Below are 24,120 nucleotides of genomic sequence, written 5' to 3' on the forward strand. Positions count from 1 at the left end.
GACCGCCAACCACCGCAACCTGGAGCCAACCGTGAACACCTGGAACGACACCTCCCTGCCTGCCGACCAGCGGGCCGCAGCCCTGCTTTCGGTCATGAGCCGACAGGAGAAGATCCACCAGCTCGCCTCCTTCTGGGAGCGCGACGAGGAAGAGGCCGTGCCCGCACCGGAGCCGGTCGACGTCGGTGACCACGACGACGAGGCGGCCGCATCCGAGGCCGCTCACCAAGTCGCCCCCATGGAGGACGCGTTCAAGGTCGGACGCCAGGGCTGGGAGGAGAGCGTCGACGGCGGATTGGGCCACCTGACCCGCATCTACGGCACGGACCCCGTCAGCGTCGCCGACGGAGCGGCCAAGCTGGCGCGTCTGCAGCGCGACATCGTCTCCCGCAACGCCTTCGGCATCCCGGCCATCGCTCACGAGGAGTGCCTGACCGGTTTCACGGCGCTGGGGGCGACCGTATACCCGGCCGCCATCGCCTGGGGCGCCACCTGGCGGCCCGCACTCGTGGAACAGATGGCCGGCCGCATCGGTGCCGACCTGCGCGCCGTCGGCGTGCACCAGGGCCTGGCCCCGCTGCTCGACGTCGTGCGCGACTACCGGTGGGGGCGCGTGGAGGAGACCTGCGGCGAGGACCCGTACCTGGTGGGCACGCTCGGCACCGCCTACGTGCGCGGCCTGCAGGCCCAGGGGGTGCACGCCACCCTCAAGCACTTCGTCGCCTACCCGGCATCAAAGGCCGGCCGCAATCACGCCCCGGTGTCCATGGGCCAGCGCGAACTGGAGGACGTCATGCTGCCGCCCTTCGAGATGGCGGTGCGTGAGGGCGGCGTCGCCTCCGTCATGAACTCCTACTCCGACATCGACGGCGAACCGGTGGCCGCCTCCCGCCACCTGCTCACGCAGGTGCTGCGCAAGCGCTGGGGCTTCACCGGCACCGTGGTCTCCGACTACTGGTCGGTGCGCTTTCTTCAGGCCATGCACCACGTGGCCGGGGACTACGCCCACGCCGCCGCGCTGGCGGTACGCGCCGGGCTGGACGTGGAGCTGCCGGAGACCACCTGCTACTCCCACCTCGAGGCGGCGCTGGACGCCGGCCTGCTCACCGAGGCCGAACTCGACACCGCCGTCGTCCGGGTCCTGACCCAGAAGGCCCGGCTGGGCCTGCTAGACGCCGACTGGGAGCCGACCGCCGGCGTCGATGCGGGCCGCGACCTCGACTCTCCCGGCAACCGGGCGGTGGCCCGCGCCCTGGCGGAGGAGTCGGTGATTCTGCTGAAGAACGACGGCGTGCTGCCGCTCGCCCCCGACGCGAGCCTGGCCGTGTCCGGCCCGGTGTGGGAGGACGTGCGCTCCTTCCTGGGCTGCTACTCCTTCCCCAACCACGTGCTCAGCCGCGACGGCGGCCGCACCACCGGGCTGGAGATCCGCGACCTGCCCGACGCGCTGCGCGCCGCCCGCCCCGGTGGGGCCACCTTCCACCGGGGTGTCGGCTTCATCGACGGGCGTGCCGATGACTTCGGTGCCGCCGTCGACGCCGCCGCGGCCGCCGACGTGGCCGTGGTCACTCTCGGTGACATCGCCGGGCTCTTCGGCGGGGGCACCTCCGGGGAGGGCTGCGACGTCGTCGACCTGGGCCTGCCCGGACGCCAGGGGGAGCTGCTGGAGGCGGTGCTGGCAACCGGCACCCCAACCGTGCTGGTGCTGGTCACCGGGCGCCCCTACGCGCTGGGGGAGTATGCCGACCGCTGCGCCGCCATCGTGCAGGCCTTCATGCCGGGCGTGGAGGGCGCCGATGCCATCGCCGGTGTGCTCACCGGGGCGGTCAACCCCTCCGGGCGGTTGCCCGTCGCCATTCCCAATGGTCGCGGCGGCCAGCCGGGCACCTACCTGGCGGCGCCGCTCGCCTGGCACGCCGACGGCATCTCCAACCTGGACCCCACCCCGCTGTACCCCTTCGGCTACGGGCTCAGCTACTCGACCTTCGCCCTCACCGACCCCGCCGTCTCCGCCACCCGGATGGACGCGGACGGACGGGTCGACTACACGGTCACGGTCACCAACACCTCCGACCGCGCCGGCGCCGAGGTCGTCCAGTTGTACCTGTCCGACCCGGTGGCCGAGGTGGTGCGCCCGCTGAAGACCCTCATCGGCTTCGCCAAGGTCGACCTGGAGGCGGGGGAGTCCAAGCGGGTCACCTTCACCGTGCACGCCGACCGCACCTCCTTCACCGGCGTCGACTACCGGCGCATTGTCGAGCCCGGTCAGATCCTGCTCGCCGCCGGCACCAGCAGCGAGGACCGGCTGGCGCCGCTCGCCGTCGAAATCACCGGCCGGCGCCGCGTGGTCGATGAGGGCCGCGTGCTCACCACACCCGTAGTCGTGGCGTCGGCATGAGGGCCGGGGCGGCGCGGGCTCCACTGATTAACCAAACCGAACAACTCTTCACGGAGGTTTCAAAGATGAAGCTGTCTGTTAGGCATAGGCGGGGTCTTGGCGTCGTCGGAGTGCTCACCGCCTCGCTTGCCCTCGCCGCATGCGGCGCGAATTCGGCCAACGGCGGTGACGAGGTCACACTGACCTTCTGGAACAACTCCACCACTCCCGCCTGGGCTGCTTATTGGGAGGAGGTCACGGCCGACTTCGAGGCCTCCCACGAGGGCGTCACCATCGACGTGGTGGCGATCTCCAACGAGGACATCGATGGCAAGCTGCAGACGGCGCTGGCCGGCGGACAGGCCCCGGACCTGTTCGTCCAGCGCGGCGGCGGCAAGATGGCCGACATGGTCGAGGCGGGGCAGCTGCTCGACATCACGGATCTGGTGGAGCCAGAGGTACGCGAGTCGGTGGCTGAGGGTACCTTTGCGCCCTACACCATCGATGGCTCCTTGTATGCGATGCCCACTTCCTTCCAACCGGAGGGGATTTACTACTCGCAGGAACTGTTCGACGCCGCGGGCATCACCGAGGCACCCACCACCATGGAGGAGTTGTCCGACGCGGTGACCAAGCTGAAGGACTCCGGCACCTCCCCGATCGCCCTGGGGGCCAAGGACGCCTGGCCCGCTGCCCATTGGTACTACCAGTTCGTGCTGCGCGAGTGCAGTCAGGAAACGCTGGAGTCCTCGCTGGCGGAGTTGGACTTCTCCGACCAGTGCTGGGTTGATGCCGGGCAGGACCTGGCCGACTTCGCCGCCACCGAGCCCTTCAACGACGGTTTCCTGACCACTTCCGCCCAGCAGGGCGCGGGTTCGTCCGCGGGGTTGGTGGCCAACCACCAGGCCGCCATGGAGCTCATGGGGACCTGGGATGTGGGCGTCATCGCCTCGTTGACCCCGGATGAACAGCCGCTGGAGGACTTGGCCTGGTTCCCCTTCCCGGCCGTTGATGGTGGCGAGGGCGACCCCACCGCCATCATGGGTGGCGTCGATGGCTACTCCTGTTCTGCTACGGCCCCGGCCGAGCTGTGCGCCGAGTTCCTCAACTTCATCATGACCAAGGACAACCAGGAGGCCTACGCCGACGCCTTCGACATGCTGCCCGCCAACCAGGACGCCCAGGGGGTAATCGCGGCGGGCCCCCTGGCCGACGCCATGCAGGCGGGCAACGACGCCGCCTACTCCCAGGTGTGGCTGGACACCTCCCTGGGACAGAACGTCGGCAACGCGCTCAACGTCGCCGTGGTCGACATGCTGGCGGGCAAGGGCGACGCCCAGGGCATTGTCGACGCCATGACCGCAGCGGCCGCCAAGGAGTGAGGAGGCCGGGCGCGGGCTTGTGCGCGGCGGCTCCCGTCCGGTCTGATGCCGCTCCGCTCAGTGGCGGGGCGCGGGTCCTGTCGACGAACGCACGACCAGGGTCGTGGCGAGCTCGATGTTCTGCGCCGGCGCGTGCGGATCCTCGGAGAGGTCAATGACCATGCGCGTGGCCTCCTGCGCCATCTCGATCAGGGGCTGGTGGACGGTGGTCATGGGGGGCGAGACCCACTGACACAGGTCCACGTCGTCGAAGCCGATGACGGAGATGTCTTTGGGGATGGCCAAGCCGGCGTCCTTGATCGCCCGGTAGCTGCCGTAGGCCTGCTCGTCGGAGCCGTTGAGGATTGCCGTCGGCGGGTTGTCCAGGGCGAGGAGCCGCGGCGTGAGCCGGTAGCCGCCCTCGAACAGGGAGTTGCCGGCGACGACGAGCTCGGGGTCGTAGGGGATCTGGTGGCGGCTGAGGACGGAGCGGTAGGCGTCAAGGCGGTCCTGGTGAGAGACGAGGTCCATCGGGCCGGTTATGTAGGCGATCCGGCGGTGACCGAGGGAGATCAGATGCTCTGTGGCGTCCCGCGAGCCCGCCCAGTCCGTGGCCGCGACGGTGGGGACATCATGGCGCTGGTGTCCTGACGGGTTGAGAAGGACCACCGGCATCTTCAGCTGGCGCATCTTGCGCTCGGTCACCTCGAGCAGTTCCGAGACGACGACGACCACTCCTGCGGAGCCGCGGGTGACCAGATGATCCACCCAGTGGGCTCCCCCAACGGGAGATCCGTGGGTCGCGGTGACCACGAGGTCCTTTCCTCTGCGGGCGGCCTCGGCCTGGGCGCCGGTGAGCAGCGCGGATGCCCACTGCGTGTCGAGCCCGGAGATCACGAAGTCGACCAGATGGCTCGGAGTCGGACGGGTGGTGCGGCGCGGCTTGTAGCCGAGCGCCGACGCGAGCGCCTCGACCTCGCGGCGCGTCGTCTCTGAAACGCCGGGGCGGCCGTTGAGCACTTTCGAGACCGTCGGGACCGAGACCCCGGCCTGCCGGGCGATGGAGGCGATCGTGACCCGCTGACTCACCGTCGGGGCTCCTCTCTTGACAGGTCCAGCCGATGGAACTAGATTAGCGAGTCACGAAAGGTTAAAGAAACTTTCGTGGCACTCGAAGGTGTGTGCAACCCTTCTTGGGGACAATGAGCATGCTAGGAGGAAGGTGCAATGATGCACGACTCGCGAAACTTTCTCATGACTCGTCGATCCTTCGGCGGTCTAGCCGCGGCTATCGCCATCGCTGCCGGCATCGGCGCGTGCGGCGGCGGGCAGGAGCAGCAGGGCTCGGCCACGGCCGGTGACATCACCTGGTGGGGCTGGACGCCGGACGCCGCCAACGCGGCTAAGATCATCGAGGCCTTCAACCAGGAGTTCCCCGATATTCACGTCGAGTTCGTCTCCAAGCCGATCGACTCCTACGACTCCGTGCTCAGCCCCGCAATCACCTCCAAGGACGGACCGGACGTCTTCAACGTCGCTCCTGGCTCTGCCAATGGCGGAGTCCAGACCTTCGAGGCCGGCGCCATCGACCTTACGGAGGCGGTCACCGCGGCGCTGGGCGACGACTGGAGGAGCAGGCTCGCCGCGATCGGGGTTGACGGACTCACCGTCGGCGACAAGCTGGTCGGCCTGTCCGCCGGCGCCGTGTACTCCGGCGGCCTGTGGGTCAACCAGGACCTCTTCGACGAGCACGGCCTCAAGCATCCGACCACTTTGGCGGAATGGAAGTCGGCCTGCGAGGCCTTCCGAGCGGCGGGTGTCGGCGGCTTCGTTCAGGGTGCCGGTCAGCACGCCTTCGACATGGACACCTTCGAGGCGATCATGGAGAACATCAGGCCGGGCTCATATGTGGCGGCTGCGAAGGGGGAGATCCCGTTCAGCGACCCGATCTTCACCCAGGGCCTCGAGATTTGGCAGAGCCTCTTCGATGAGGGGATCATGCAGGAGGGTGCGATCGGGCTCCAGCAGTACCCTGACGCCAACAACATGTTCATGTCCGGCAAGTACGCCATGATCATGATGGGGTCCTGGTACACGCAGTACGCGGTCAAGGACGCGATGGTGGCGGCCATGGAGGCCGCCGGGGTGTCCAACCCGGAGCCGTTCACGATCCTTCCGATCGACTTCCCGGACGTCGCGGGCACGGGCAATATCGGCGGCTACTTCGGTGACGCGGATTACGGTGTTGCCGTCAGCGGCATGTCTCAGCAGCAGGCCGCGGCCACGACATTCGTCACCTGGTTGGCCGCCTCAAGTGCCGGTCAGCAGGCGATCGCCGACACTCTCAATGACATCCCCGCGCTTGAGGGAGTCACCCCCGACTGGGACGCCATCGACCTGGTCGACCCCGAGGTGCAGAGGGAGCCCCTGCAGACGTACACGGAGCAGGCCGGCGGCAGCAGTGTCACGCGTTTCGCCGACGTCAGCGCGGATCTCAACAGCGCCTACCGGGACGGTCTGATCGGCCTCATCGCGGGGACGGTCACGATCGAGGAAGTGCTGTCCGCGCTACAGGCGGTTGTGGACTCGGAGAGGTGAGCGCAATGCCTGAGTTGCTTCCACAGCGGTCTTCCCACGATGCGGCAGCGACGAGTGGAGAACCGCTATGACGGTCGTACGCCCCGCCCGGGCAAGGCGTGCTACCGGGACCGAGGTCGCGGCGCGGCGTGGCATCGACATGCAGTCATGGGGCCTGCCCTGGATCCTGCCCGCGGCCGTCCTGGTCATCGGGCTCGTCTACTTCGCGATCGGGTACACGGGCTTCGTCTCTACGCTCGACTGGAACGGTTTCATCCTCTCCGCACCCGACTTCATAGGTGCGGGGAACTATGCCGAGCTCGTCGGCGACAACGTCTTCTGGGGATCCCTGTGGCACACCCTGTACTTCTTCATCATCACCTTCACCGTGCAGACGGCCGTGGGGTTCATTCTGGCGGCGCTGCTGCATTCCCGGGTCCGCCTGGGTGCGGTGTACAAGGTGATCATTTTCGTGCCGACCGTCTTGGCCCCCGCGACCATGGCCCCGGTCTTCCGTCAGATCTTCGACGCCGATGGACAGCTCAACTGGCTCCTGCAGCACGTCGGGCTCGGCTCGCTGAGCCAGCCCTGGCTCGCCTCCCCGTCCACCGCGATGGGGGTGGTCATGGTGGTCACCGTCTGGCAGTGGACCGGCATGACCTTCATCCTCTACTACGCGGCGATGAGTCAGATCGACTCCGAGATACTCGAGGCCGCAAGGATCGACGGTGCCGGAGGCGTGCGAACCATGCGCTCGATCATCTGGCCGATGTGCAGGGGAACCACCGGCGCGCTGGCCATTCTCGGCCTCATCGGCGCCCTGAAGACCTTTGACGTGCCCTACCTCGTGACCAAGGGTGGACCGAACCACGGCACCGAGTTCCTCGGCACTTACATCTACCACACCATGGTGCAGGAGAAGCACTTCGGATATGCGGCCGCCGTCGCGGTGATCCTGCTTGTCCTCGCCATTGTCGGCGGAGTCGCCTCCAGCGTCCGCAGCAGAAAGGGGGCGAACTGACATGTTCGACTCTCGTAGCCGACGCTCCAGGGTTCTGATCCAGGCGCTAGCCACGGTCTTGACCGTCCCCTTCCTGCTCCCGCTGCTGGCGATGGTGCAGGGATCGTTCGCGGGCCGTGGAATCGGTAACTACCAGAAGGTCTTCGCAACCGGCGTCGTGCCGATTTACTTCAGGAACAGCGCCATCATCGCCGTCAGCGTGGTCGTGATCGTCTACGTGGTCACAATGCTCGCCGCCTTCGGTTTCTCCAAGCTCAGGTTCCGCGGCAAGGAGATCTGGTTCTGGGCGCTGCTGGCGGCGCTGACGATGCCCGAGGCCGTCCTGCTCACGCCGCTGTTCGTCATGGCCTCACGATTCGACCTCTACAACGAGTATGCGGCGGTCATTCTGCCTCTCGCGGCGCTGCAGACGCCCTTTACGGTCCTGCTCGCCCGCAATTACGTGGGCGGCATCCCCAACGAGCTCATGGAGGCGGGCAAAGTCGACGGAGCCAGCATCCTGCAGGTCTTCCGCCACGTCATCCTTCCACTGACACGGCCCATTGCCGCGACGATCGTCGTACTGACCTTCATCAACTCCTGGAACTCATATCTTCTGCCGATGCTCATGCTCAATGATCCGGGCAAACAGGTAGTCACGCTCCTGCCCTCGTTCTTCACAAGCCAGTACACCAACGACCAGACCGGAGTGCTCGCGGCTGCCGTAATCACGGCCGTACCCGCCATCGTCGCCTACCTGTCCGCCCAGAAGTACTTCGAGCGGGGCATGGCGGCCGGCGCACTCAAGTAGCGGTCTCCTCATTGTCACAACCACCCAGGGCGCTGCTTCGCCCGCTGACACGAAAGCCGAGCAGTATGACAACATCATCGCCTCCCATCCGCTTCGCCATCATCGGGGCCGGGTGGAGATCGGAGTTCTTCCTCCGTATTGCCGCCACAGTCCCCGAAGTCTTGAACTGCACCGCGGTACTGGCTCGCTCTGAGCCCTCCCGCTCCCGTATTCGCGACGGCTGGGACGTGCCGGTTGTCCCCGCAGTGGAGGATCTGCTCGCCACCGATCCGGAGTTCGTGATCGCTTGCGTCTCCTGGTCCTCGATGCCCGAGGTCGTCCGCGACCTCGTCGCCCGCGGCGTCAAGGTCCTCGCCGAGACCCCTCCGGCACCGGACCTGGAGGGGCTACGGGCGCTATGGCACGACGTCGGGTCTACGGGCCTCGTCCAGGTCGCAGAGCAGTACCTGCGCATGCCCGGCCACGCGAGCCGCAAGGCCGTCGTGGACCGGGGTGTGATCGGGGCCCCGACCTTCGTGGAGGTCGCCTCAACCCATATGTACCACTCGATGTCTCTTATCAGGAGCTTCCTCGGCCTCGACATGGAGGAGGCGGTGGTCAACGCGCACCGGTTCACGGCGCCGCTGGTCGATCCGCTGTCCTTCTCCGGGTGGGAGGCTAATCCGCAGCCCAAGGAGGCGGCCACCACCATCGCCACACTCGACTTCGGCGACGGACGCTGCGGCCTGTACCTGTTCACCGACAACCAGTGGTGGAACCCCCTGCTGTCGCGGAGGATCCTGGTGCGTGGCGGGAAGGGGGAGATTGTCGACGACAGTGTCGTGCGCCTGACAGATGAGGGCGTTGTCTCGTCTCCTCTGAGCTACAGACGGCTTGGAGTCGACATGAACCTCGAAGGCAACGAGCTCGCCACAGTCGCCTTCGACGGGCAGATCGTCTACCGCAATCCCTGGCCGGGAAGCCGCTTCTCGGAGGACGACATCGCCGTCGCCTCCTTCCTCCTCGAGGTCGGCGCGTGGGCGCGTGGTGAGGCCCCGGAGCCCTACCCGCTTGCCGAGGCATGCCAGGACCACTACCTCGCCCTGGCCATTGAGGAGTCCATCCAGAGGGGACGCAATGTTCGCGCAGTCAAGGAGGTGTGGGCCTGATGCCCGAACGCAGATTAGAAGGTCAACTCGCACTCGTCACCGGCGCCACCGCCGGCATCGGATTCGGCGTTGCCCGGCGTCTGATCGCGGAGGGCGCGGACGTCGTCGTAACCGGACGCCGCAGCGACATGCTCGCTCGGGCGCGCCGGGAACTCGGCGAGCACTGCCTGACCGTGCAGGGCGATGCCTCGAGCATGGAAGACCTCGACCGCCTCATGGGGCGTATCGCGGCGCTCGGGCGCCCGCTCGACGTCATCGTCGCCAATGCGGGCGGCGGTGGTGACCGGCCGCTGGCCGAGATGGACGAGGACACCTACGACCGGGTCATGGACCTGAACGTCAAGAGCGCCTACTTCACCGTCCGCAAGGCCCTGCCCCTCCTGCGGGACGGCGCGCGGGTAGTCCTGCTGTCCTCCATCTCCGGGTCCAACGGCGACCCCGGACACTCGGTGTACAACGCCTCCAAGGCCGCCGTGCGCTCGCTCGCGCGCACCTTCACCGCCGAGCTGCGTGAGCGACGCATCCGGGTCAACGCGGCCAGCCCGGGCCCAACCATGTCCGAGGGCTTCGCCGCCTTCGTCGGCGGGCAGGAGGCTATCGACCGGATCACGAGCATGGTGCCCGTGGGCCACATCGCCTCGATCGATGAGACCGCCGCCGCGATCGTCTTCCTCGCCGCCGAGGACTCCGCCTACGTGGCCGGCGCGGAGCTGGTCATCGACGGCGGCATGAGCCAGATCTAAGACCCCACTGCGAATCCACCACTGTTTCCGCACACGATGAGTCTGCGCACGCGGACTCGCTACCACAGGAGCAAGCCTTGAACCACGTAAGCACCGTAACCGTCCCACCAGCCATGCGCCACCGCCTGTCCGAGCGCGTCATTGCCGTCACCGGCCCCGACGGGGCGCCGCTGGCGGAGACCGACGTCGTCGTCGAGCAGACCCGGCACGAGCTGGGAATCGGCAACATCGGCTTCGACTTCGTCGCCGTCGCCAACGGGGAGGAGTCCAACGCGGACAGCCTGTTCGGCGGGGCCCGGCCCGAGCTGGCCGAGACCTTGACGGACCGCTTCTTCGACCTGTTCAACGTCACCACCCTGCCCTTCTACTGGCGTTCATTCGAGCCGGAGGAGGGGCATCCGCACACCGAGCGGCTGGCGAATGCGGCCCGCTGGATCCGCGCCCACGGTGCCGATGTCAAGGGACACCCGCTGGCCTGGCACACGCTCGCCCCGCAGTGGCTGCTGGGACGCGACCCGGAAGAGGTCGAGCGCATCCTGCGTGCTCGCATCACCCGCGAGGCGAGTGGCTTCCGCGGCCTGGTGGACACCTGGGACGCCATCAACGAGGTGGTGATCATGCCGGAGTTCACCGCCGAGGACAACGCCATCACCCCGCTCGCCCAGCGCCTCGGCCGCGTGGGCATCGTGCGGCTCGCCTTCGAGACCGCCCGCGCCGCCAACCCCGACGCCTTCCTGCTGCTCAACGACTTCAATATGAGCGAGAAGTACGTCCAGCTGATCGAGGACTGCCTGGAGGCGGGGGTGAGGATCGACGCGATCGGCTTGCAGTCACACATGCACCAGGGGTACTGGGGCGAGGAGCGCACCCAGGAGGTGCTCGAGCGTTTCAGCCGCTTCGGCCTGCCGCTGCACTTCACCGAGACCACACTGGTCTCCGGCCACCTCATGCCGCCCGAGATCGTGGACCTGAACGACTACCAGATTCCGCACTGGCCCAGCACACCGGAGGGGGAGGAGCGCCAGGCCGATGAGATCCGCCGCCACTACACCACGCTCGCCTCCCACCCCGCGGTCGCGGCGATCACCTACTGGGGCTTCACCGACGATGGGGCCTGGCTGGGCGCCCCGGTCGGCTTCGCCCGCGCCGACGGCACCTTGAAGCCCAGCTACGCGGCCCTGCACGACCTGGTCAAGGGCCAGTGGTGGACGCCGCCTACGACGGTGCGCACCGACGCCGACGGGAAACTGCGCCTGTCCGGCTTCCGCGGCACCTATCGGGTCACTGCCGCCGACCGCAGCGGCGAGGTGAAGCTCGATGCGGCGGCGGACCAGGCGGAGACGAGAGTCGGCCTGCGGAAATAGGACGCCCTCATCGTGTGGGCCGTGCTCTTTGCACGCAAAGGCCGTGTCCGGAACCTAAGCCTATCGGGACTTTTTGGCGCAATCTAGCCAATCGCGGGATTTGGGCCCGGATGGGTGGCGAGGCTCCGGTGTGCAACGAGGGGTCCGTTGCACACCGGAGCTCTCTGAGCGGTTCGCGATAGTAGGGTAAACCCGCACAATTCCGCCAATTCGGGCTTCAGCGTCCAGCCTGAAGCGTGCAACGCCGCCCCGGCGACCTATTCGACTCAGCCGCGGTTGGCGAAGCGCTCCAGGAGCATGGCGTCCCCACCGACCACGAGCACGTCGTCGGGGGAGACCAGGGTGGCGGGGGTCGCGTACTCGAAGGCCTCACCCGGGCTCATCAGACCGAAGACGGTCACCCCGTAGCGGGAGCGGATCTTGGACTCGCCGATGGTGAAGCCGTGCAGTTCGACGGGCGGGCGCATCTTGACGATGGTGAAGCCGCCCTTCTCCATCTCGATGTAGTCCAGCATACGGCCGGATACCAGGTGGGCGGCGCGCTGCCCGGCGTCGAACTCCGGGTAGACCACGTGGTGGGCGCCGATGCGCCGCAGGATGCGGCCGTGCGCGCGGGAGACGGCCTTCGCCCAGATCTGCGGGGTCTCCAGGTCCACCAGGTTGCCGGTGATCAGCACACTGGCCTCCAGGGAGGTGGCCACGCCCACCACCGCGGTGCCGAACTCGGTGGCGCCCAGCTGCTCCAGGGCCTCCATGTCGGTGGCGTCCGCCTCCACCAGCGGGATGCGTCCGGTCCACTGGCGCACGATGACGGGGTCCCGTTCGACGGCGAGGACCTCCCTGCCCAGGCGGTCCAGCGTGGCGGCCATGGCCGAGCCGAAGCGGCCGAGCCCGATCACCAGGGTCGAGTCGTTGTAGGCGGAGCGGTCAGGCATGAGTCCTCAATGGCGATGTGTGGATACTCACCGAATGATAGCGAGCGTTGCCCGGAGAACGTCACCGAGCGGGTACTGCCCCCAACGGTAGTCCCCTCCGCTGAGCCCGGTTGCTGGTACAGGCAACGTGATCAAGATTGCTCAGGAACCGCTCAGAATGACGTTGGGTCGCGGTAGCATCACGGTGTCGCGCGTGATTGGTCCGTTGGACCTCTAGGAGATGACTGCGTGAGCACCGGAAGTCTGAACATAAACCCCGAGACCCTCGATCATGCGGCTGGAACGCTTGATGATGTTGCCGGTGACCTTGAGGATGCCTCCTTTCCAGCCGACCCCGATGTGGGCCGCTCGTCGTCCGCGGTGTCAACGGCGCTGAGTAGGCTGTCCTCCAAGACCTCGGGTGCGGCCTCCTCACTGCGCACCACGGCCAGCGGCCTGAGGACGACCGCCTCGGACTTTCGCAACACGGACCAGGACGCCGCCTCGGCCACTCCCTCGGCCGGTGATAACTGATGTCTCTTGACGCGCGGGTGATCACCGAGCCCTCGGAGGCGTGGAATGCCGCACGGAGCTTGAGCACGATATCGACGACGGTCTCGGACGCCTCCGACGACGTTGCCGCCACACGCAGGACCATCGCCTCCGACTGCTTCAGTGAGTCGACGAATGCGGCGCTGTCGAGGCTGAGTACCCAGGGCGCGGACCTCGACGACGCCTCCACCGATGCCACGTCCCTGTCCAAGGCACTCAACGACTTCGGCTACTCCATGGACTCGGTCAAGACCCGGCTCGCGGACGTGATCGCCGACGCGACGGCCGCCGGACTGACGGTCTCCGGCAGCACCATTCAGGAGCCCGCGGAGGACGACTCCGACGCGGACTACGCCACCAAGAAGGCCGCCTACGACACGCTCTCCTCCACGCTGTCCCTGATTCGTGCCGACGAGTCGACGGCGCACGACACGCTCATCTCGGCCTGTGACTCCCTCAAGAGTGCGGGGGAGTGGCTCCGGGATCAGTTCATCCCCACCTGGGATGCGAGCGGCGTATCCAAGGCGGCAGACATTGCCGACGGTGTTGCGGTTGGTGCTCAATGGGCTGCGATCAGAGCGATTTCCGTGTTCCGGCCCCGCTACCCGAGCTGGCATCCGGGTGCGGGCCGATTCATGTCGGCGGCGGACCGCTCCGAGATGGGGCTGCTGCGAACCCTGTGGGCCAAGGCCAAGACCAGTAACTGGATCAACAAGCCCTACACCCGCGGGACCACCGCGTGGAAGGTACAGCAGTATGCCGGAAAAGCGGCTCGTGTCACCAAGGGCATAGGTGTTGGTGCAGCCATATTCTCTGGCGTTGTTGGTGGGTACGAGCAGTACCAGAAGGACTCGGCCAACCCCTCAATGGGCGCGGGCAAGAAACTCGTGCGTGCCGGAACGCAGGCAGTTACGCAGGGTGGCCTGGGATACGGTGGGGCTTGGCTGGGAGCTCAAGCCGGGATGGCGATCGGTGCTCTTGGAGGTCCGGTCGGTATCGCCGTGGGCGGTATTGTCGGCGGTGCGATCGGAGGAATCGCAGGATCCGCTGTGGGTAAGGCGGCGGGAGATTTGATCAACAAGGGTGTCAGTAAGCTGTTTCACTGGTGACGGTAGGGCTAGCGGGAGGTGTGACTTGTGGTGAAGGCAGCTGCGATTTTCTTGTTCGGAGCGGTCCTGCTGGCTCATTGGAGTTTGGCGATGTTCACCGATACGGGGCCCGGTGAGTTTGCGCGGGAGATCAGTACGGAGATGGGAGTCAAGAACAATCTGTCTCTTGTAATGCCCTCCGGCGCATTGACGTTCATTTTCGGTGCGGTGTTTGGTTTTGGGGATCCTGACTCGGTGTTCGAGATTATCTGTGGCTCCATATCGGCGTTCTTCTTGCTGGTCATGTTGGTGGGCTTCTTGCCGATTCCTTTGCCGGCGTGGATGTATCCGGAGTGGCATGTGGAGTGGCGGCGTCGGCGGCGGCGCGAGCGGCTGGCCGGGGAGAACTCGTGGCGTGACACCTCACGGCTGGAGCCCGGTGAGCCCTCCCGCCCGGAAGTCGGGCGCACCAATAACCGCTCCAGTTCGGAGGCTACGCATCCGTCCCCCGACTCTTCAGGAGATGACGCATGACCTCGCGATCGAACCCGGACCTGCCCCAGGAGTTCACGGGCGACGTCGTCAGGATCTCCGCGCCAGCCGGCTGGGTGCAGGTGAACCCCGCAAGTATCCCCGGCATCCCGGACCCTGAGATGGCCCCCGGCGGTGCGGGGCGCGTGGACCTAATCTGCGCCGAGCGGCCGGACAGTCCCCGCTTCGCCAAGAACTGCGTGATCACCGTCGCAGAACTGCCCGAGGCTACCTCTGCGGAGGACTGGTATCGGGACTCGACAATGCAACTCGTCAACTCCGTGCCGGGCTTCCAATTGATCGACATCACCGAGTGGGAGGCGGTCGGACCCGGCCTGCTGCGCTCAGGCGTCTACATCCAGGACACGGTCTCGGTCACCGCCCTGCAATGGACCTGGGTGAGCGAGACCTCGCGGCGTGGGCTGACCGCGACCTTCTCCTGTGCCACTCGCGACTGCAGTACGGCGGTGGAGCGATTTCTGGCCATGATCGTCACACTTGAGGAGATCTGATGGCGCGGCTGGACACGAGCGGATACACCCCGGTCCTGATCATCGGTGACGCGGAGTGGTTGTCTCTGCGCGCCGTCGCGATGGGTGGGCGCATGCCGAAGGGCCGCGTCGCCAGGCGGCTGCAGCGCAGCGGCATTCTGGATGATCAGGGCATCATGCCGTCGGCGGCTCCCGCACTGCACGGCGTCGCCGGGGCCACCCGGCATCTCGACGTCTACCGCTTCGAACCAACGCGCCCAGGGCGGCGTGCCGAGGCGTGGATAGGTCCACAGCGGGCGACCATCGTCAAGCATGAGCCGGACGGTTATCACGTGTACGGCCTCGACGAATGCGAGGTTCCGTCCGCCTTCGCACAACTACTCGACGTGCAGCCGCGTCACAACATCGACCTGGGGCCGCGGATTCTCCCGCCGTCGGTATACAGCTTCATCGATTCTGGAGACCTGGATGCCCTGACAGAGGAACTCGCCCGTCTGGCGCGTCAGTTGGATCGTGGCGGGGAGCCGGGGCAACTCGGCGGGCCCACGCCGCTCACGGACGGGTTCGCCAGTGGGCAGTGGACGCTTTCGCTCATCTCAACGAGCGTGCCTCGAGATGGAGGTTGGGAAGTCGTTGGCTCCATGACGACCCTGTCCGTGCCCGAATGCCTGTACGAACTGGTACCCAAATCGGTCGCTGAAGCCCTGGAGGCTGGTGCTCCGCCCGAAGTGGTCGCCCAGAAGGCGACCTCGAACCTGCCCGAGGAGCTGTTCCTGGAGCACATGACCTCACTTGAGCTGTGGGCGCGCGTGAGTCCCTGGTTCTTCGCCTCCTAACGTGAGCCGTTAGTCCCGGTGCAGCAACGGCTCCTCCCAGGCCAGGATGGTGCGCACCGCCAGCCCCAGGTTACCAACCTGGCAATGGGAGGCACATCCCTCGGCCTCGGTGAATACACGCGTGGTGACTGAGCGGGCGCCCGTGAGACTGCCCGCCTGCCGGGTCAGCTGGGACAGCGGCACGTAGTGGTCCTCTGCTCCGGCGAGCAGTAGCACGTCTGCGCGCACCCCTGGGGACGCTTCACGGGTATGCAGCCGCCCGGCGAAGCGCAGGAACTGTGCCGGGGACCGAGTACCGGTGACCCGCATCCCCTGTTCCAGGCCCCACTGGATGACGGAGCGCCTGCTTGCCAATGCGAGCAGCCGGTCCACCAAAACGCTCGGCAGTCTGGAGAACGCCCGGCCCATGTGCGGCGGTACAGGGGCCACCTGCCGCATGAGGACGTCGAGGAAGTCATCCATCACATCCCAAGCCACGACCCGCTTGACCCGTGTTTCAAAGGCTGCGGCCCGGATCACGAGCTCTCCGCCCAGGGAGAGACCGACCAGGGTCACGTTATTCAGCCCGAAGTGATCCAGAACCGCTGACACCGGCCGCTCCCACCCCGCCACGAGTGGCACCCCTTGTTCCTCCAGCACGCCGCCCTGGCCGGGCCCGTCGAAGGCGATCACACGGTGCCCCCGCCGGGCCACGGCGTCCAGCAGTGGGAACCACTCCTCGATATAGGAGTCGAAGCCGCCGCACACCACCCAAGTGCTGCGGGGCTCCTCGCTCGGACCTAGCCTGAGGGCGGGCAGGTCGTATGCGGGCAGAACGGCGCCGTCGCAGGGGATGTCGACGGGATCAAGGCTGAAGCGTTGACGCATGAAGTCCACAAAGCGCTCCCGGATGGGGAATCGACGCGGGTCGCCGCCGCTCATGAAGAACTGGGCGGCGCGCTCATAGACGACGGCGTCGAAGTCCCTGCCCGCGGTCCGGGCGCCGCGCGCCAGATGCAGGTACGCCCCGACCCAGCCGGCATTGGTACGCGGCAGCGGCGACAGTGCGCTGATCTCGTCGATCGCGTGGGGGCCGATCAATTCCGCCCAGCGCAGCGCCTGGAAGGCCTGGTCGGTCTCGGCCGGGAGTGCATGCGCACCCAGGGGCGGGGCGTCAAGGTCGAATGCGTGCGAAGTGTTCAACAGCTCTCCTAATGAAACCGTACGTTGTTGTTTGACGCGGGATGCTAGTGGTCGTCGGAATCCAAGTCAAAACGATCGTTGTTGTATGTGGTGAGGTTGAGTGTGAGGGCGGGGCGCATATCGGCGCGCCATATCCTGTCCCCATGCCTCGCGTCACTCAGTCCTACCGGGATCGCCAGACCGCCCGAATCGTGGCGGCGGCGGAGGTCTGCTTCGCCCGCCGCGGCTTCGACGGCGCCTCCATGGACGAGATCATCGCCGAGGCCGGCATGTCCTCCGCCACCGTCTACCGCTACTTTCCGCAGGGCAAGGAGTCCCTGATCCGGGCGGTCCTCGGGCAGGCGACCGACCCCGTGGTGGAGTGGATGGCGAGGCTGTCTGCGGGTGAGGAGCTCCCGCCGTTCGAGTCCGCCTTTATCGACGCCGTTGAGCAGGCCTGGAGTTACAAAGCCTCGGTCGGCGCCGACTCGGAGGGAGGCGTCCGCGCCGACGCCGGGGCGGAGGGTGCCGGGCGCACGGTGGCCCCCGCCGACCTTCAGGCGGCCATCTGGGCGGAGCTGGCGCGCCAACCGGATCTGCGCGCCGCCAATGCCGAGAGCTACGCCCGGGTGCGTTCCGAGACCGCCCGCATCCTCGGGCGCTGGCAGGCCCGAGGTGACGTTGCCGGGCACCTCGATCCGGAGGCGGCGGCCGCCGTCGTGCACCATGCCGCCATGGGCCTGCTGGTGCGGAGAATCGTCGTCGGCGAGCCCGGCTGGCACGACGACGTCGTCGCCACCGCGCGCGCACTGGCCGGCATGCTGGGGGCTGAGCGGGCGGCGCGCCTCAGCCGATGAGAGGCCGCTCGGCGGGCATGCGGATCACCCGGCGGCGCTCGCGCAACGCCAGGGCGGAGGCCGCGGTCATGGTGCCCACGCGGCCGATGAACATCAGCACGATGATCACGTACTTGGCGCCGTGCGGCAGGATGGGGGTGATGCCGGTGGACAGGCCCACGGTGGCGAAGGCGCTGATTACCTCGAACAGAATGCGGTCCAGGGTCAGGTCGGTTAGCTGAAGCAGCAGCAGGGACGCCACGCCGACGATGCTCGCCCCGATGAATGCCACGGCCACGCTCAGTCTCACCGTGGACAGGGTGATGCGTCGTCCGAAGGCCTCGATGTCCTGGTCTCCGCGCGCCTCGGCCAGAATCGCCAGCACCAGTACCGCGAAGGTGGACACCTTGATGCCGCCGGCCGTCGACGCCGAGCCGCCGCCCACGAACATGAGCGCGTCCTGAAGCAGCCAGGTGGACTCGTGCATGTGCTCCGGCGCGATCGTCGACAGCCCGGAGGAACGGGCGTTGACGGAGTTGATCAGCGCAGTCAGAATCTTCCCGCCCGTGGACAGTGCTCCGTAGGTGTTGGGGTTGTTCCACTCGAAGGCGCCGATGGCCACGGCGGAGAACATGCTGAGGCCGGTGTAGGTGGTCAGGGTCAGTTTGCTGTGCAGGGTCAGCTGCCGGGGACGACGGCGATGGCGCACGACGTCGCGGATTACCGGGAATCCGATGGCCCCCAGGAAGGTGCCCAGCACGATCGGCAGCCCCACCCACCAGTCGCTGGCGTAGGGGGCGAGGCCCTCCGGCATGACCACGAACCCGGCGTTGTTGAAGATTGACAGCGCCATGAAGAACGCGTACCAGGCGGCGTGGCCGAGGTCGAGTCCCAGGGTGAGGAAGCGGGGCAGTAGCACCGCCATGAGCACGGCCTCGACGCCGAAGGCCGTGTAGGCGACGGCGCGCAGCAGCGACATGACGTCGCCCAGGCCGGCCATGTTCTCCGAGGCGGCGAGCATGCGCTGCGTCAGCCCCAGGTGGCGGGACACGGCGAAGGACAGCAACGAGGCCAGCGTCATGATGCCCAGGCCGCCGATGGCGGCACCGACGATGATGACGAGCTGGCCGAAGGGCGACCAGTAGGAGGCCGTATCCACGGTGGTCAAGCCCGTGACGCACACGGCCGACGTCGCGGTGAACAGGGCGTCCACGAAGGGAGCGCGCGTGCCGCTCGCGGTGGCGATCGGCAGGCTGAGCAGGGCGGCGATCCCGGCGACAATGACGGCGAAGACGGTGACCGCCAAGCGTGCCGGGGAGAAACGGGCGATGCGGTCGAAGCGGCTGCGCAGTCCCAGGCGCGCCAGCAGGCCGCGGATACCGCCGGCGTCCTCCTGGGCGGTCAGCTGCCGGGCGAGCTCATCCGGGGCGGCCGGCCGGCTGGGATCCAGGGGCTCGGTCGTCCCCATCAACCCTGCATCCGCCGTCTGCGTGTGCCAGCCGCCCAGGCGGTCCGCATCGCGCGCGACGCCGACGCGTCCGGCCCGGGCTTCCCGGCCCTGCGCGGACGACGACGGCGAGTGGCTGGCTCCGGAGTCGGGACTTGCGGAAGAGGACACGGGGCCATTGTGGGCCATGGCGGCCCGTCCCGGACAGAAGCCGTGCGGTCGCACCCGAGAGGTCGGGCGGTCGCACCCGCCGTCGGTGCGACAAATGTGTGAGATGCGGCGCCCGTGACAAATGAGGGAGGAAACATCCTGTGCGACAGTTGAGACACAGGTTATATTGGTGTTGTTTCAGCGCGCCGACGTCGTGCACCGCCTCGACACCCTCGCGCGTCCACTCCGACCTGACGACAGGACACCAATAGCCATGGCATCGGGCACCTCGACACCCCCCAGCGCCTCGGGCGCCCCCAGCTTCCTTACCGTGGCGGAGGTGGCGGCCATGCTGCGCGTGTCGAAGATGACCGTCTACCGCATGGTCCACTCCGGTGACCTGCCCGCCATGCAGGTCGGACGCTCCTTCCGTGTTCCCGAGCGCGCGGTCCAGGAGTACCTCGCCGCCGGGCTGGGTGACTGGGGACACGAGGACTCCGCCTCAACCGGCTCCTGATAGCCGCTACAATCCCTTAGTCACAGTGTGGTCGGACCCGGTTCGCCTGTCCGACGTCCGGTCGCCAGCTGCCGGCGGGCAAGCCCGCGTGTGCAGGCCGGCACGAACAACAACAAGGAGCCTCAATGGGATCTGTTATCAAGAAGCGCCGCAAGCGCATGGCCAAGAAGAAGCACCGCAAGCTGCTGCGTAAGACGCGTCACCAGCGTCGCAACAAGAAGTGAAGTGACCTGTGCCCGGGGCCTGTTCCCCGGGCACACACGTACCCAGCCGTACCGCCTAGGAGCACCACATGGCCGTGACCATGCATGACGTCGCCCGTCTGGCTGGGGTCTCGGTCAAGACCGTCTCAAACGTCGTCAACGACTACCCGCACGTGCGTGAGTCCACACGCACCAAAGTCCTCGATGCCATCGACAAGCTCGGCTACAAGGTCAACCAGTCGGCGCGCAACCTGCGCCGCGGTTCCACCGGGCTCGTCTGCCTGGCAGTCCCCGAGCTGAAACTCGCCTACTTCGCGGAACTCGCCGACGCGGTAATCGCCGCCGCCGAGAAGTACAACCGCACGGTACTGATTGAGCAGACGAACTCCGATAGGGAGCGCGAGCTGCGGGTACTGCACGACTCTCGCCGCCATCTGTTTGACGGACTGCTGTTCAGCCCGCTCGAGCTGGGGCAGGATGACATCGCCCAATTCCACGTCGACTACCCGCTGGTACTGCTGGGGGAGCGTGTTTTTGGCGCGCCCGCAGACCACGTGACTATGGCGAACACCGAGGCGGCGTACCAGGCCACCACACACCTGCTGGGCCTGGGGCGCAGGCGGATCGCGCTGATCGGTGCGCATGCGGGCGAGGTCGTCGGCTCGGCCGGACTGCGCGAGGCCGGTTACCGGCAGGCGCATGCGCAGGCCGGACTCGTGGTGGACGAGCGGTTGGTGCGCGAGGCGGGCCTGTGGCATCGGGCCAGCGGGGCGGAGGCCACGCGGAGGCTGATCTCAGACGGTGTCCCGTTTGATGCGATTTTCGCGCTCAATGACGCCATGGCCATTGGTGTGCTGCACGAGCTCGCGGTCGCGGGCATTCGGGTTCCGGAAGATGTGTCGGTGATCGGCTTCGACAACGTCGAGGACGGCCAGTACACCCAACCTTCGCTGAGCACTATCGATCCCGGTCCGGGCTGGATCGCTCAGCGCGCCGTCGCCCTGTTGGTTGAGCGGATCGAAGAGCAGCAGGCCGGTCGCCCACCCGTTCCCTACCGCAACGAGGTGGCTCCCTTCCGGCTCGTTCAGCGACAGTCGACGGCGTTGTAGCGCAGATGCGCCCTTGCGGCCCGCGCGCACCGCGTGCTCAGCGCGCTGCGGCGGGATTCGGCCGCGGCTACGCGGACGGATCGACAAGCACCCCGGTGCGCAGCAGCCGCTCGCGGGTAAGCAGCGTCATCGCCGTCAGCGGGAGGCTCACGCCGACCAGGACCTCCAACAGCGGCCAGCACCAGGCCACCGCCCCGGCGACTACAGCCGTGACCACCAGGCCGATGGTTGTAAGCGGTGAGGCTACGGCGACCCCTGCCGCCCGCTGTAGCGTCTCCCGCGCCCCGAGGTCGTCCGTGGCGCCGAGCAGGGGGATGGCGTAGCACGCCACCACGACGCACATGATGCAGATGACGATGACGGGAATTAACAGCGCCACCAGCGCGCCGCGGGCGTGAGACAGGATGCCCAGGTCGATGCCGCCCAGCAGTGTCACGGTGACCAGCGGCGCCCCGACGCCCGCTGCAGGGCGGAAGGACTCCCGGTAGATTCGCCAGAAGTCGCGCCACAGATGCATGGAGGGATCGCGGCGGCTGCGCCGTGCAAGCTCGTGCACGGCGCAGCCGGCGGGAAGCGCGCCGCACACCACCAGTCCGGCGAGAAGACCGAGCCACCACAGGATGTTCAGCGCCACGAGCTGGGTGGCCACGCGCAGCCAGCCCATGACGGTGCCGCCCCAACCCGGCAGGTCGATGTCGGCGTCGTCGACTGGCTGCATACGGCGTTGTCTCATTCCGCCCGGACTCCCAGCACGACCTCGTCCCCCGACAGCCCCGCGAAGGCGGTGGAGGCCCGGGTACGCCAGACGACGGCGTCGACGGTGGTGCCATCGACCTCCAGCGTGACCCGGACGCCGCCCTGTTCCGCGGGTGTCGGGAGTAGGGCCCCCAGGCGCACCGCGCCCACGGACGGCGTTGCGGGGCGCGTGGATTCGGCGTCCATCCGCCACACCTGCCAAGGGTCGTCGAGGTCGGTGCCCTCCAGCGGCAGCAGGGGGAGCGCGTCGTATTCGACGGGGCTCACCACCGGCCAGCCGGCGGATGTCAGCGCCATGCGGCGCAGCTGCGCCCGGTGGCGCTTGGGATCGGCGCCCATGCGGACGTGATGGACCAGGAGCATGCCGTCCGGGGTAACCAGGTGATTGGAATGCCCAGGCGCCAAATCCGTCTCGCCCGCGGTTGTCACCAGAGAGCCGAGGATCTTGGTGCCGCCGTCCACCACGTCGCCCTCCCGGGAGCCCAGGCGGCGACCGGCGGCATCGAGGAACGGGCCCTCGGGGTGCTCGGAACGCGCGACCCTGATGTTGTAGGTGTCGAACAGCGAGTCGAATGAACACACCAGCAGGTAGCGCCCGGTCTCCGCGTCGTACCACATGTGCGAGCCCTCGATGGGGCCGTTGTGCGCAGTGGTGCGCCGACCGACCGACACGCCCAGGTCGCCCGGCCGGCGGGGCAGACCCCGCTCATCCAGGGCGAGCAGCCGCAATCCCCCGAAGAAGGAACCGTAGAGCATCAGGTCCGTTCCCTCTGCGGTGCGCACGACGGCGGCATCGATGGCGTTGACAGGATCCTCTGCGCGCGTGCGCACCACCGGGCCCAGATCCGTCCAGGGGCCTTCCAGGCTCCCGGACACCGCCAGGTTTATGCACGAGCGCCGTGAGCCGAAGGTGGAGGCGGAGTAGTACATGCGGTACTCGCCGTCGCGCTCGACGACGTCGGGTGCCCAGATGCCCTGCGCCCCCGACCACCGCTCGGCCGAGGCCGGCACGCCGTCGAAGGCATGACCCACCCACTGCCAGTGCATCAGGTCGTCGGAGCGGCGGACCTGCACGCCGACCCCGGGCGATCCCGCGACTTCGGTGTCCGTGGAGAACATGTAGTAACGGCCGTCGCGAGCGCGGATGACCGCGGGGTCGTGAGCGCCCCAGGGGCCGGGGTCGGCCCCGGGACCGGGCGTGTTGGCGCTCTCTGGCGCCGCGTTCGGCGAGGCGACCGGGCGGGGTCGTGGGTTACTGCCCATGGGCCTCATGCCTTCGTTCCGGTCAGTGCGACGGACTCAATGATCTGCCGCTGGAAGACCAGGAAGATCACGAAGATCGGCAGCAGCGCGACGATGGAGGCCGCCATGATCAACGGGTAGTCGGACTGGATCGCGTAGTTGGAGTTGAAATTGGCGATCACCAGCTGCAGCGTCAGCTTCTCGGGGCTGTTGAGGTAGATCGTCGGCGCGAGGTAGTCGTTCCACACGCCCATGAACCACAAGATGAATTGGGCGGCTATGGCGGGACGGATCAGCGGCAGGATCATGCGGAAGAAGATCTGCGGGAAGGAGGCCCCGTCAACCCGGGCCGCCTCAATCAGCGAGTCCGGGGTGGAGGTCAGGTACTGGCGCAGGAAGAAGATCATCATGATGTTGCCGAACATGCCGGGCACGATCAGCGGCAGCAGGGTGTCCACCCAACCGATACGAGAGAACATCATGAACTGCGGGATCATGAGTGTCGGGAAGGGAATCATCATTCCGGACAGCAGCAGCAGGAACAATCCGTTCGTCCCGGGCAGCCGCATCTTGGCGAAAGCGAATGCGGCCAGTGCCGAGACGAAGGAGCCGACGATCGTCACCGACAGGGAGACGACAAGGCTGTTCTTGATGCCGCTGGCCAGTGGTCCCTCGGTCCAAATGCGCAGGTAGGTGTCCCAGTGCGCCGGGCTGGGGATCCACTCCGGTGGGAGCGCGAAGACGCCCTCCTTGTCCTTCAGCGAGGTGGTGAACATCCACAGCAGCGGAGCGACCATGATGACCGCTCCGATCGCCAGCAGGATGGTGATCCAGATATTGGTGATGGTGTAGCGGGTCTTGGCCTTCAGGGGGGTCCGGCTACGGGTCTGCTTGAGAATCTGCATG

The 24,120-nt window shown here is 67.3% G+C and carries 24 protein-coding genes; 17 read left to right on the forward strand and 7 right to left on the reverse strand.

The features are described from left to right. Window positions 1-31 precede the first annotated feature (31 nt). Window positions 32-2,398 (forward strand): beta-glucosidase, encoded by a 2,367-nt coding sequence (locus C3B71_RS03305; RefSeq protein ID WP_199912566.1) that lies wholly within the window; start codon window positions 32-34, stop codon window positions 2,396-2,398. A gap of 65 nt (window positions 2,399-2,463) precedes the next feature. After that, window positions 2,464-3,759: an ABC transporter substrate-binding protein gene (locus C3B71_RS03310; protein WP_108966147.1), complete on the forward strand. Its 1,296-nt coding sequence runs from the start codon at window positions 2,464-2,466 to the stop codon at window positions 3,757-3,759. 57 nt (window positions 3,760-3,816) lie between these two features. Here C3B71_RS03310 and C3B71_RS03315 read toward each other — a convergent pair whose 3' ends face one another. Continuing rightward, window positions 3,817-4,827, reverse strand: coding sequence for a LacI family DNA-binding transcriptional regulator (locus C3B71_RS03315; RefSeq protein WP_108966149.1), 1,011 nt, complete (start codon window positions 4,825-4,827; stop codon window positions 3,817-3,819). Window positions 4,828-4,992: 165 nt separating this feature from the next. Between C3B71_RS03315 and C3B71_RS03320 the strand changes: the two genes are divergently transcribed. From C3B71_RS03320 to C3B71_RS03345, 6 genes are all read left to right on the forward strand, one after another. Further along, window positions 4,993-6,336 carry an ABC transporter substrate-binding protein gene (locus C3B71_RS03320; RefSeq protein WP_159097636.1) on the forward strand — a complete coding sequence of 448 codons (1,344 nt, stop codon included), beginning with the start codon at window positions 4,993-4,995 and terminating at the stop codon, window positions 6,334-6,336. 67 nt (window positions 6,337-6,403) lie between these two features. After that, a complete protein-coding gene (locus C3B71_RS03325) occupies window positions 6,404-7,336 on the forward strand; it encodes a carbohydrate ABC transporter permease (protein ID WP_199912567.1) in 933 nt (310 codons plus the stop codon). 1 nt (window position 7,337) lies between these two features. Beyond that, window positions 7,338-8,126, forward strand: coding sequence for a carbohydrate ABC transporter permease (locus C3B71_RS03330; protein ID WP_108966153.1), 789 nt, complete (start codon window positions 7,338-7,340; stop codon window positions 8,124-8,126). 65 nt (window positions 8,127-8,191) lie between these two features. Further along, window positions 8,192-9,274 (forward strand): Gfo/Idh/MocA family protein, encoded by a 1,083-nt coding sequence (locus C3B71_RS03335; protein WP_108966155.1) that lies wholly within the window; start codon window positions 8,192-8,194, stop codon window positions 9,272-9,274. After that, window positions 9,274-10,017 (forward strand): SDR family NAD(P)-dependent oxidoreductase, encoded by a 744-nt coding sequence (locus C3B71_RS03340; protein ID WP_146750796.1) that lies wholly within the window; start codon window positions 9,274-9,276, stop codon window positions 10,015-10,017. Before C3B71_RS03335 ends, C3B71_RS03340 begins: the two co-directional genes overlap by 1 nt. Window positions 10,018-10,094: 77 nt before the next feature. After that, window positions 10,095-11,381, forward strand: a complete 1,287-nt coding sequence (locus C3B71_RS03345; RefSeq protein ID WP_199912568.1) for an endo-1,4-beta-xylanase — start codon at window positions 10,095-10,097, stop codon at window positions 11,379-11,381. Between the two features lie 266 nt (window positions 11,382-11,647). Here the strand turns inward: C3B71_RS03345 and C3B71_RS03350 are convergent, their stop codons facing one another. Continuing rightward, complete coding sequence (locus C3B71_RS03350; RefSeq protein WP_108966162.1) at window positions 11,648-12,316, reverse strand: potassium channel family protein; 669 nt, start codon at window positions 12,314-12,316, stop codon at window positions 11,648-11,650. A 228-nt stretch (window positions 12,317-12,544) separates the two neighbouring features. Between C3B71_RS03350 and C3B71_RS03355 the strand changes: the two genes are divergently transcribed. The 5 genes from C3B71_RS03355 to C3B71_RS03375 are packed head-to-tail and all read left to right on the forward strand — an operon-like array spanning window position 12,545 to window position 15,793. Further along, window positions 12,545-12,829, forward strand: coding sequence for a hypothetical protein (locus C3B71_RS03355; RefSeq protein ID WP_108966165.1), 285 nt, complete (start codon window positions 12,545-12,547; stop codon window positions 12,827-12,829). Then, on the forward strand, window positions 12,829-13,956 hold the full coding sequence (locus C3B71_RS03360; RefSeq protein ID WP_234416078.1) for a hypothetical protein: 1,128 nt from the start codon (window positions 12,829-12,831) through the stop codon (window positions 13,954-13,956). Before C3B71_RS03355 ends, C3B71_RS03360 begins: the two co-directional genes overlap by 1 nt. 27 nt (window positions 13,957-13,983) lie before the next feature. Beyond that, window positions 13,984-14,469 (forward strand): hypothetical protein, encoded by a 486-nt coding sequence (locus C3B71_RS03365; RefSeq protein ID WP_108966169.1) that lies wholly within the window; start codon window positions 13,984-13,986, stop codon window positions 14,467-14,469. Then, window positions 14,466-14,978 carry a hypothetical protein gene (locus C3B71_RS03370; RefSeq protein ID WP_108966171.1) on the forward strand — a complete coding sequence of 171 codons (513 nt, stop codon included), beginning with the start codon at window positions 14,466-14,468 and terminating at the stop codon, window positions 14,976-14,978. Before C3B71_RS03365 ends, C3B71_RS03370 begins: the two co-directional genes overlap by 4 nt. Beyond that, entirely contained in the window at window positions 14,978-15,793 is an 816-nt protein-coding gene (locus tag C3B71_RS03375) for a hypothetical protein (protein WP_108966174.1), read from the forward strand. The genes C3B71_RS03370 and C3B71_RS03375 overlap by 1 nt, the downstream gene beginning before the upstream one ends. Before the next feature lie 9 nt (window positions 15,794-15,802). Here C3B71_RS03375 and C3B71_RS03380 read toward each other — a convergent pair whose 3' ends face one another. After that, complete coding sequence (locus C3B71_RS03380; protein ID WP_108966176.1) at window positions 15,803-16,975, reverse strand: alpha/beta fold hydrolase; 1,173 nt, start codon at window positions 16,973-16,975, stop codon at window positions 15,803-15,805. Window positions 16,976-17,118: 143 nt separating this feature from the next. On the opposite strand from C3B71_RS03380, the gene C3B71_RS03385 reads away from it, so the two are divergent. Next, entirely contained in the window at window positions 17,119-17,811 is a 693-nt protein-coding gene (locus C3B71_RS03385; protein ID WP_108966178.1) for a TetR/AcrR family transcriptional regulator, read from the forward strand. On the opposite strand, the gene C3B71_RS03390 is transcribed toward C3B71_RS03385, so the two are convergent. After that, window positions 17,801-19,408: a TrkH family potassium uptake protein gene (locus C3B71_RS03390; protein ID WP_073327849.1), complete on the reverse strand. Its 1,608-nt coding sequence runs from the start codon at window positions 19,406-19,408 to the stop codon at window positions 17,801-17,803. The genes C3B71_RS03385 and C3B71_RS03390 overlap by 11 nt on opposite strands. Before the next feature lie 253 nt (window positions 19,409-19,661). Between C3B71_RS03390 and C3B71_RS03395 the strand changes: the two genes are divergently transcribed. From C3B71_RS03395 to C3B71_RS03405, 3 genes are all read left to right on the forward strand, one after another. Continuing rightward, the gene (locus C3B71_RS03395; protein ID WP_073327603.1) at window positions 19,662-19,904 is read left to right on the forward strand and encodes a helix-turn-helix domain-containing protein; all 243 of its coding nucleotides are present in this window, start codon (window positions 19,662-19,664) and stop codon (window positions 19,902-19,904) included. 125 nt (window positions 19,905-20,029) lie between these two features. Continuing rightward, complete coding sequence (locus tag C3B71_RS03400) at window positions 20,030-20,128, forward strand: 30S ribosomal protein bS22 (RefSeq protein ID WP_003792170.1); 99 nt, start codon at window positions 20,030-20,032, stop codon at window positions 20,126-20,128. A gap of 68 nt (window positions 20,129-20,196) precedes the next feature. Further along, window positions 20,197-21,216, forward strand: a complete 1,020-nt coding sequence (locus C3B71_RS03405) for a LacI family DNA-binding transcriptional regulator (RefSeq protein ID WP_108966180.1) — start codon at window positions 20,197-20,199, stop codon at window positions 21,214-21,216. A 67-nt stretch (window positions 21,217-21,283) separates the two neighbouring features. Here C3B71_RS03405 and C3B71_RS03410 read toward each other — a convergent pair whose 3' ends face one another. From C3B71_RS03410 to C3B71_RS03420, 3 genes are read right to left on the reverse strand one after another with little or no spacing between them, the layout of a single operon-like run. Continuing rightward, entirely contained in the window at window positions 21,284-21,934 is a 651-nt protein-coding gene (locus C3B71_RS03410; RefSeq protein ID WP_159097637.1) for a YesL family protein, read from the reverse strand. Window positions 21,935-21,945: 11 nt separating this feature from the next. Then, complete coding sequence (locus C3B71_RS03415; protein ID WP_159097638.1) at window positions 21,946-23,235, reverse strand: arabinan endo-1,5-alpha-L-arabinosidase; 1,290 nt, start codon at window positions 23,233-23,235, stop codon at window positions 21,946-21,948. Between the two features lie 5 nt (window positions 23,236-23,240). Continuing rightward, complete coding sequence (locus tag C3B71_RS03420; RefSeq protein WP_108966187.1) at window positions 23,241-24,119, reverse strand: carbohydrate ABC transporter permease; 879 nt, start codon at window positions 24,117-24,119, stop codon at window positions 23,241-23,243. Between the last annotated feature and the right edge of the window lies 1 nt (window position 24,120).

It is taken from the genome of Actinomyces sp. Z16, from assembly GCF_003111765.1.
GTDB classification, from domain to species: Bacteria; Actinomycetota; Actinomycetes; order Actinomycetales; family Actinomycetaceae; genus Actinomyces; species Actinomyces glycerinitolerans.

Coding starts and splice junctions, on each gene's coding strand:
- C3B71_RS03310 (WP_108966147.1), top strand. CDS start 2,464: ATGAAGCTGTCTGTTAGGCATAGGCGGGGTCTTGGCGTCGTCGGAGTG.
- C3B71_RS03320 (WP_159097636.1), top strand. CDS start 4,993: ATGACTCGTCGATCCTTCGGCGGTCTAGCCGCGGCTATCGCCATCGCT.
- C3B71_RS03325 (WP_199912567.1), top strand. CDS start 6,404: ATGACGGTCGTACGCCCCGCCCGGGCAAGGCGTGCTACCGGGACCGAG.
- C3B71_RS03330 (WP_108966153.1), top strand. CDS start 7,338: ATGTTCGACTCTCGTAGCCGACGCTCCAGGGTTCTGATCCAGGCGCTA.
- C3B71_RS03335 (WP_108966155.1), top strand. CDS start 8,192: ATGACAACATCATCGCCTCCCATCCGCTTCGCCATCATCGGGGCCGGG.
- C3B71_RS03340 (WP_146750796.1), top strand. CDS start 9,274: ATGCCCGAACGCAGATTAGAAGGTCAACTCGCACTCGTCACCGGCGCC.
- C3B71_RS03350 (WP_108966162.1), bottom strand. CDS start 12,316: ATGCCTGACCGCTCCGCCTACAACGACTCGACCCTGGTGATCGGGCTC.
- C3B71_RS03360 (WP_234416078.1), top strand. CDS start 12,829: ATGTCTCTTGACGCGCGGGTGATCACCGAGCCCTCGGAGGCGTGGAAT.
- C3B71_RS03370 (WP_108966171.1), top strand. CDS start 14,466: ATGACCTCGCGATCGAACCCGGACCTGCCCCAGGAGTTCACGGGCGAC.
- C3B71_RS03375 (WP_108966174.1), top strand. CDS start 14,978: ATGGCGCGGCTGGACACGAGCGGATACACCCCGGTCCTGATCATCGGT.
- C3B71_RS03385 (WP_108966178.1), top strand. CDS start 17,119: ATGCCTCGCGTCACTCAGTCCTACCGGGATCGCCAGACCGCCCGAATC.
- C3B71_RS03395 (WP_073327603.1), top strand. CDS start 19,662: ATGGCATCGGGCACCTCGACACCCCCCAGCGCCTCGGGCGCCCCCAGC.
- C3B71_RS03400 (WP_003792170.1), top strand. CDS start 20,030: ATGGGATCTGTTATCAAGAAGCGCCGCAAGCGCATGGCCAAGAAGAAG.
- C3B71_RS03405 (WP_108966180.1), top strand. CDS start 20,197: ATGGCCGTGACCATGCATGACGTCGCCCGTCTGGCTGGGGTCTCGGTC.
- C3B71_RS03410 (WP_159097637.1), bottom strand. CDS start 21,934: ATGCAGCCAGTCGACGACGCCGACATCGACCTGCCGGGTTGGGGCGGC.
- C3B71_RS03415 (WP_159097638.1), bottom strand. CDS start 23,235: ATGGGCAGTAACCCACGACCCCGCCCGGTCGCCTCGCCGAACGCGGCG.
- C3B71_RS03420 (WP_108966187.1), bottom strand. CDS start 24,119: ATGCAGATTCTCAAGCAGACCCGTAGCCGGACCCCCCTGAAGGCCAAG.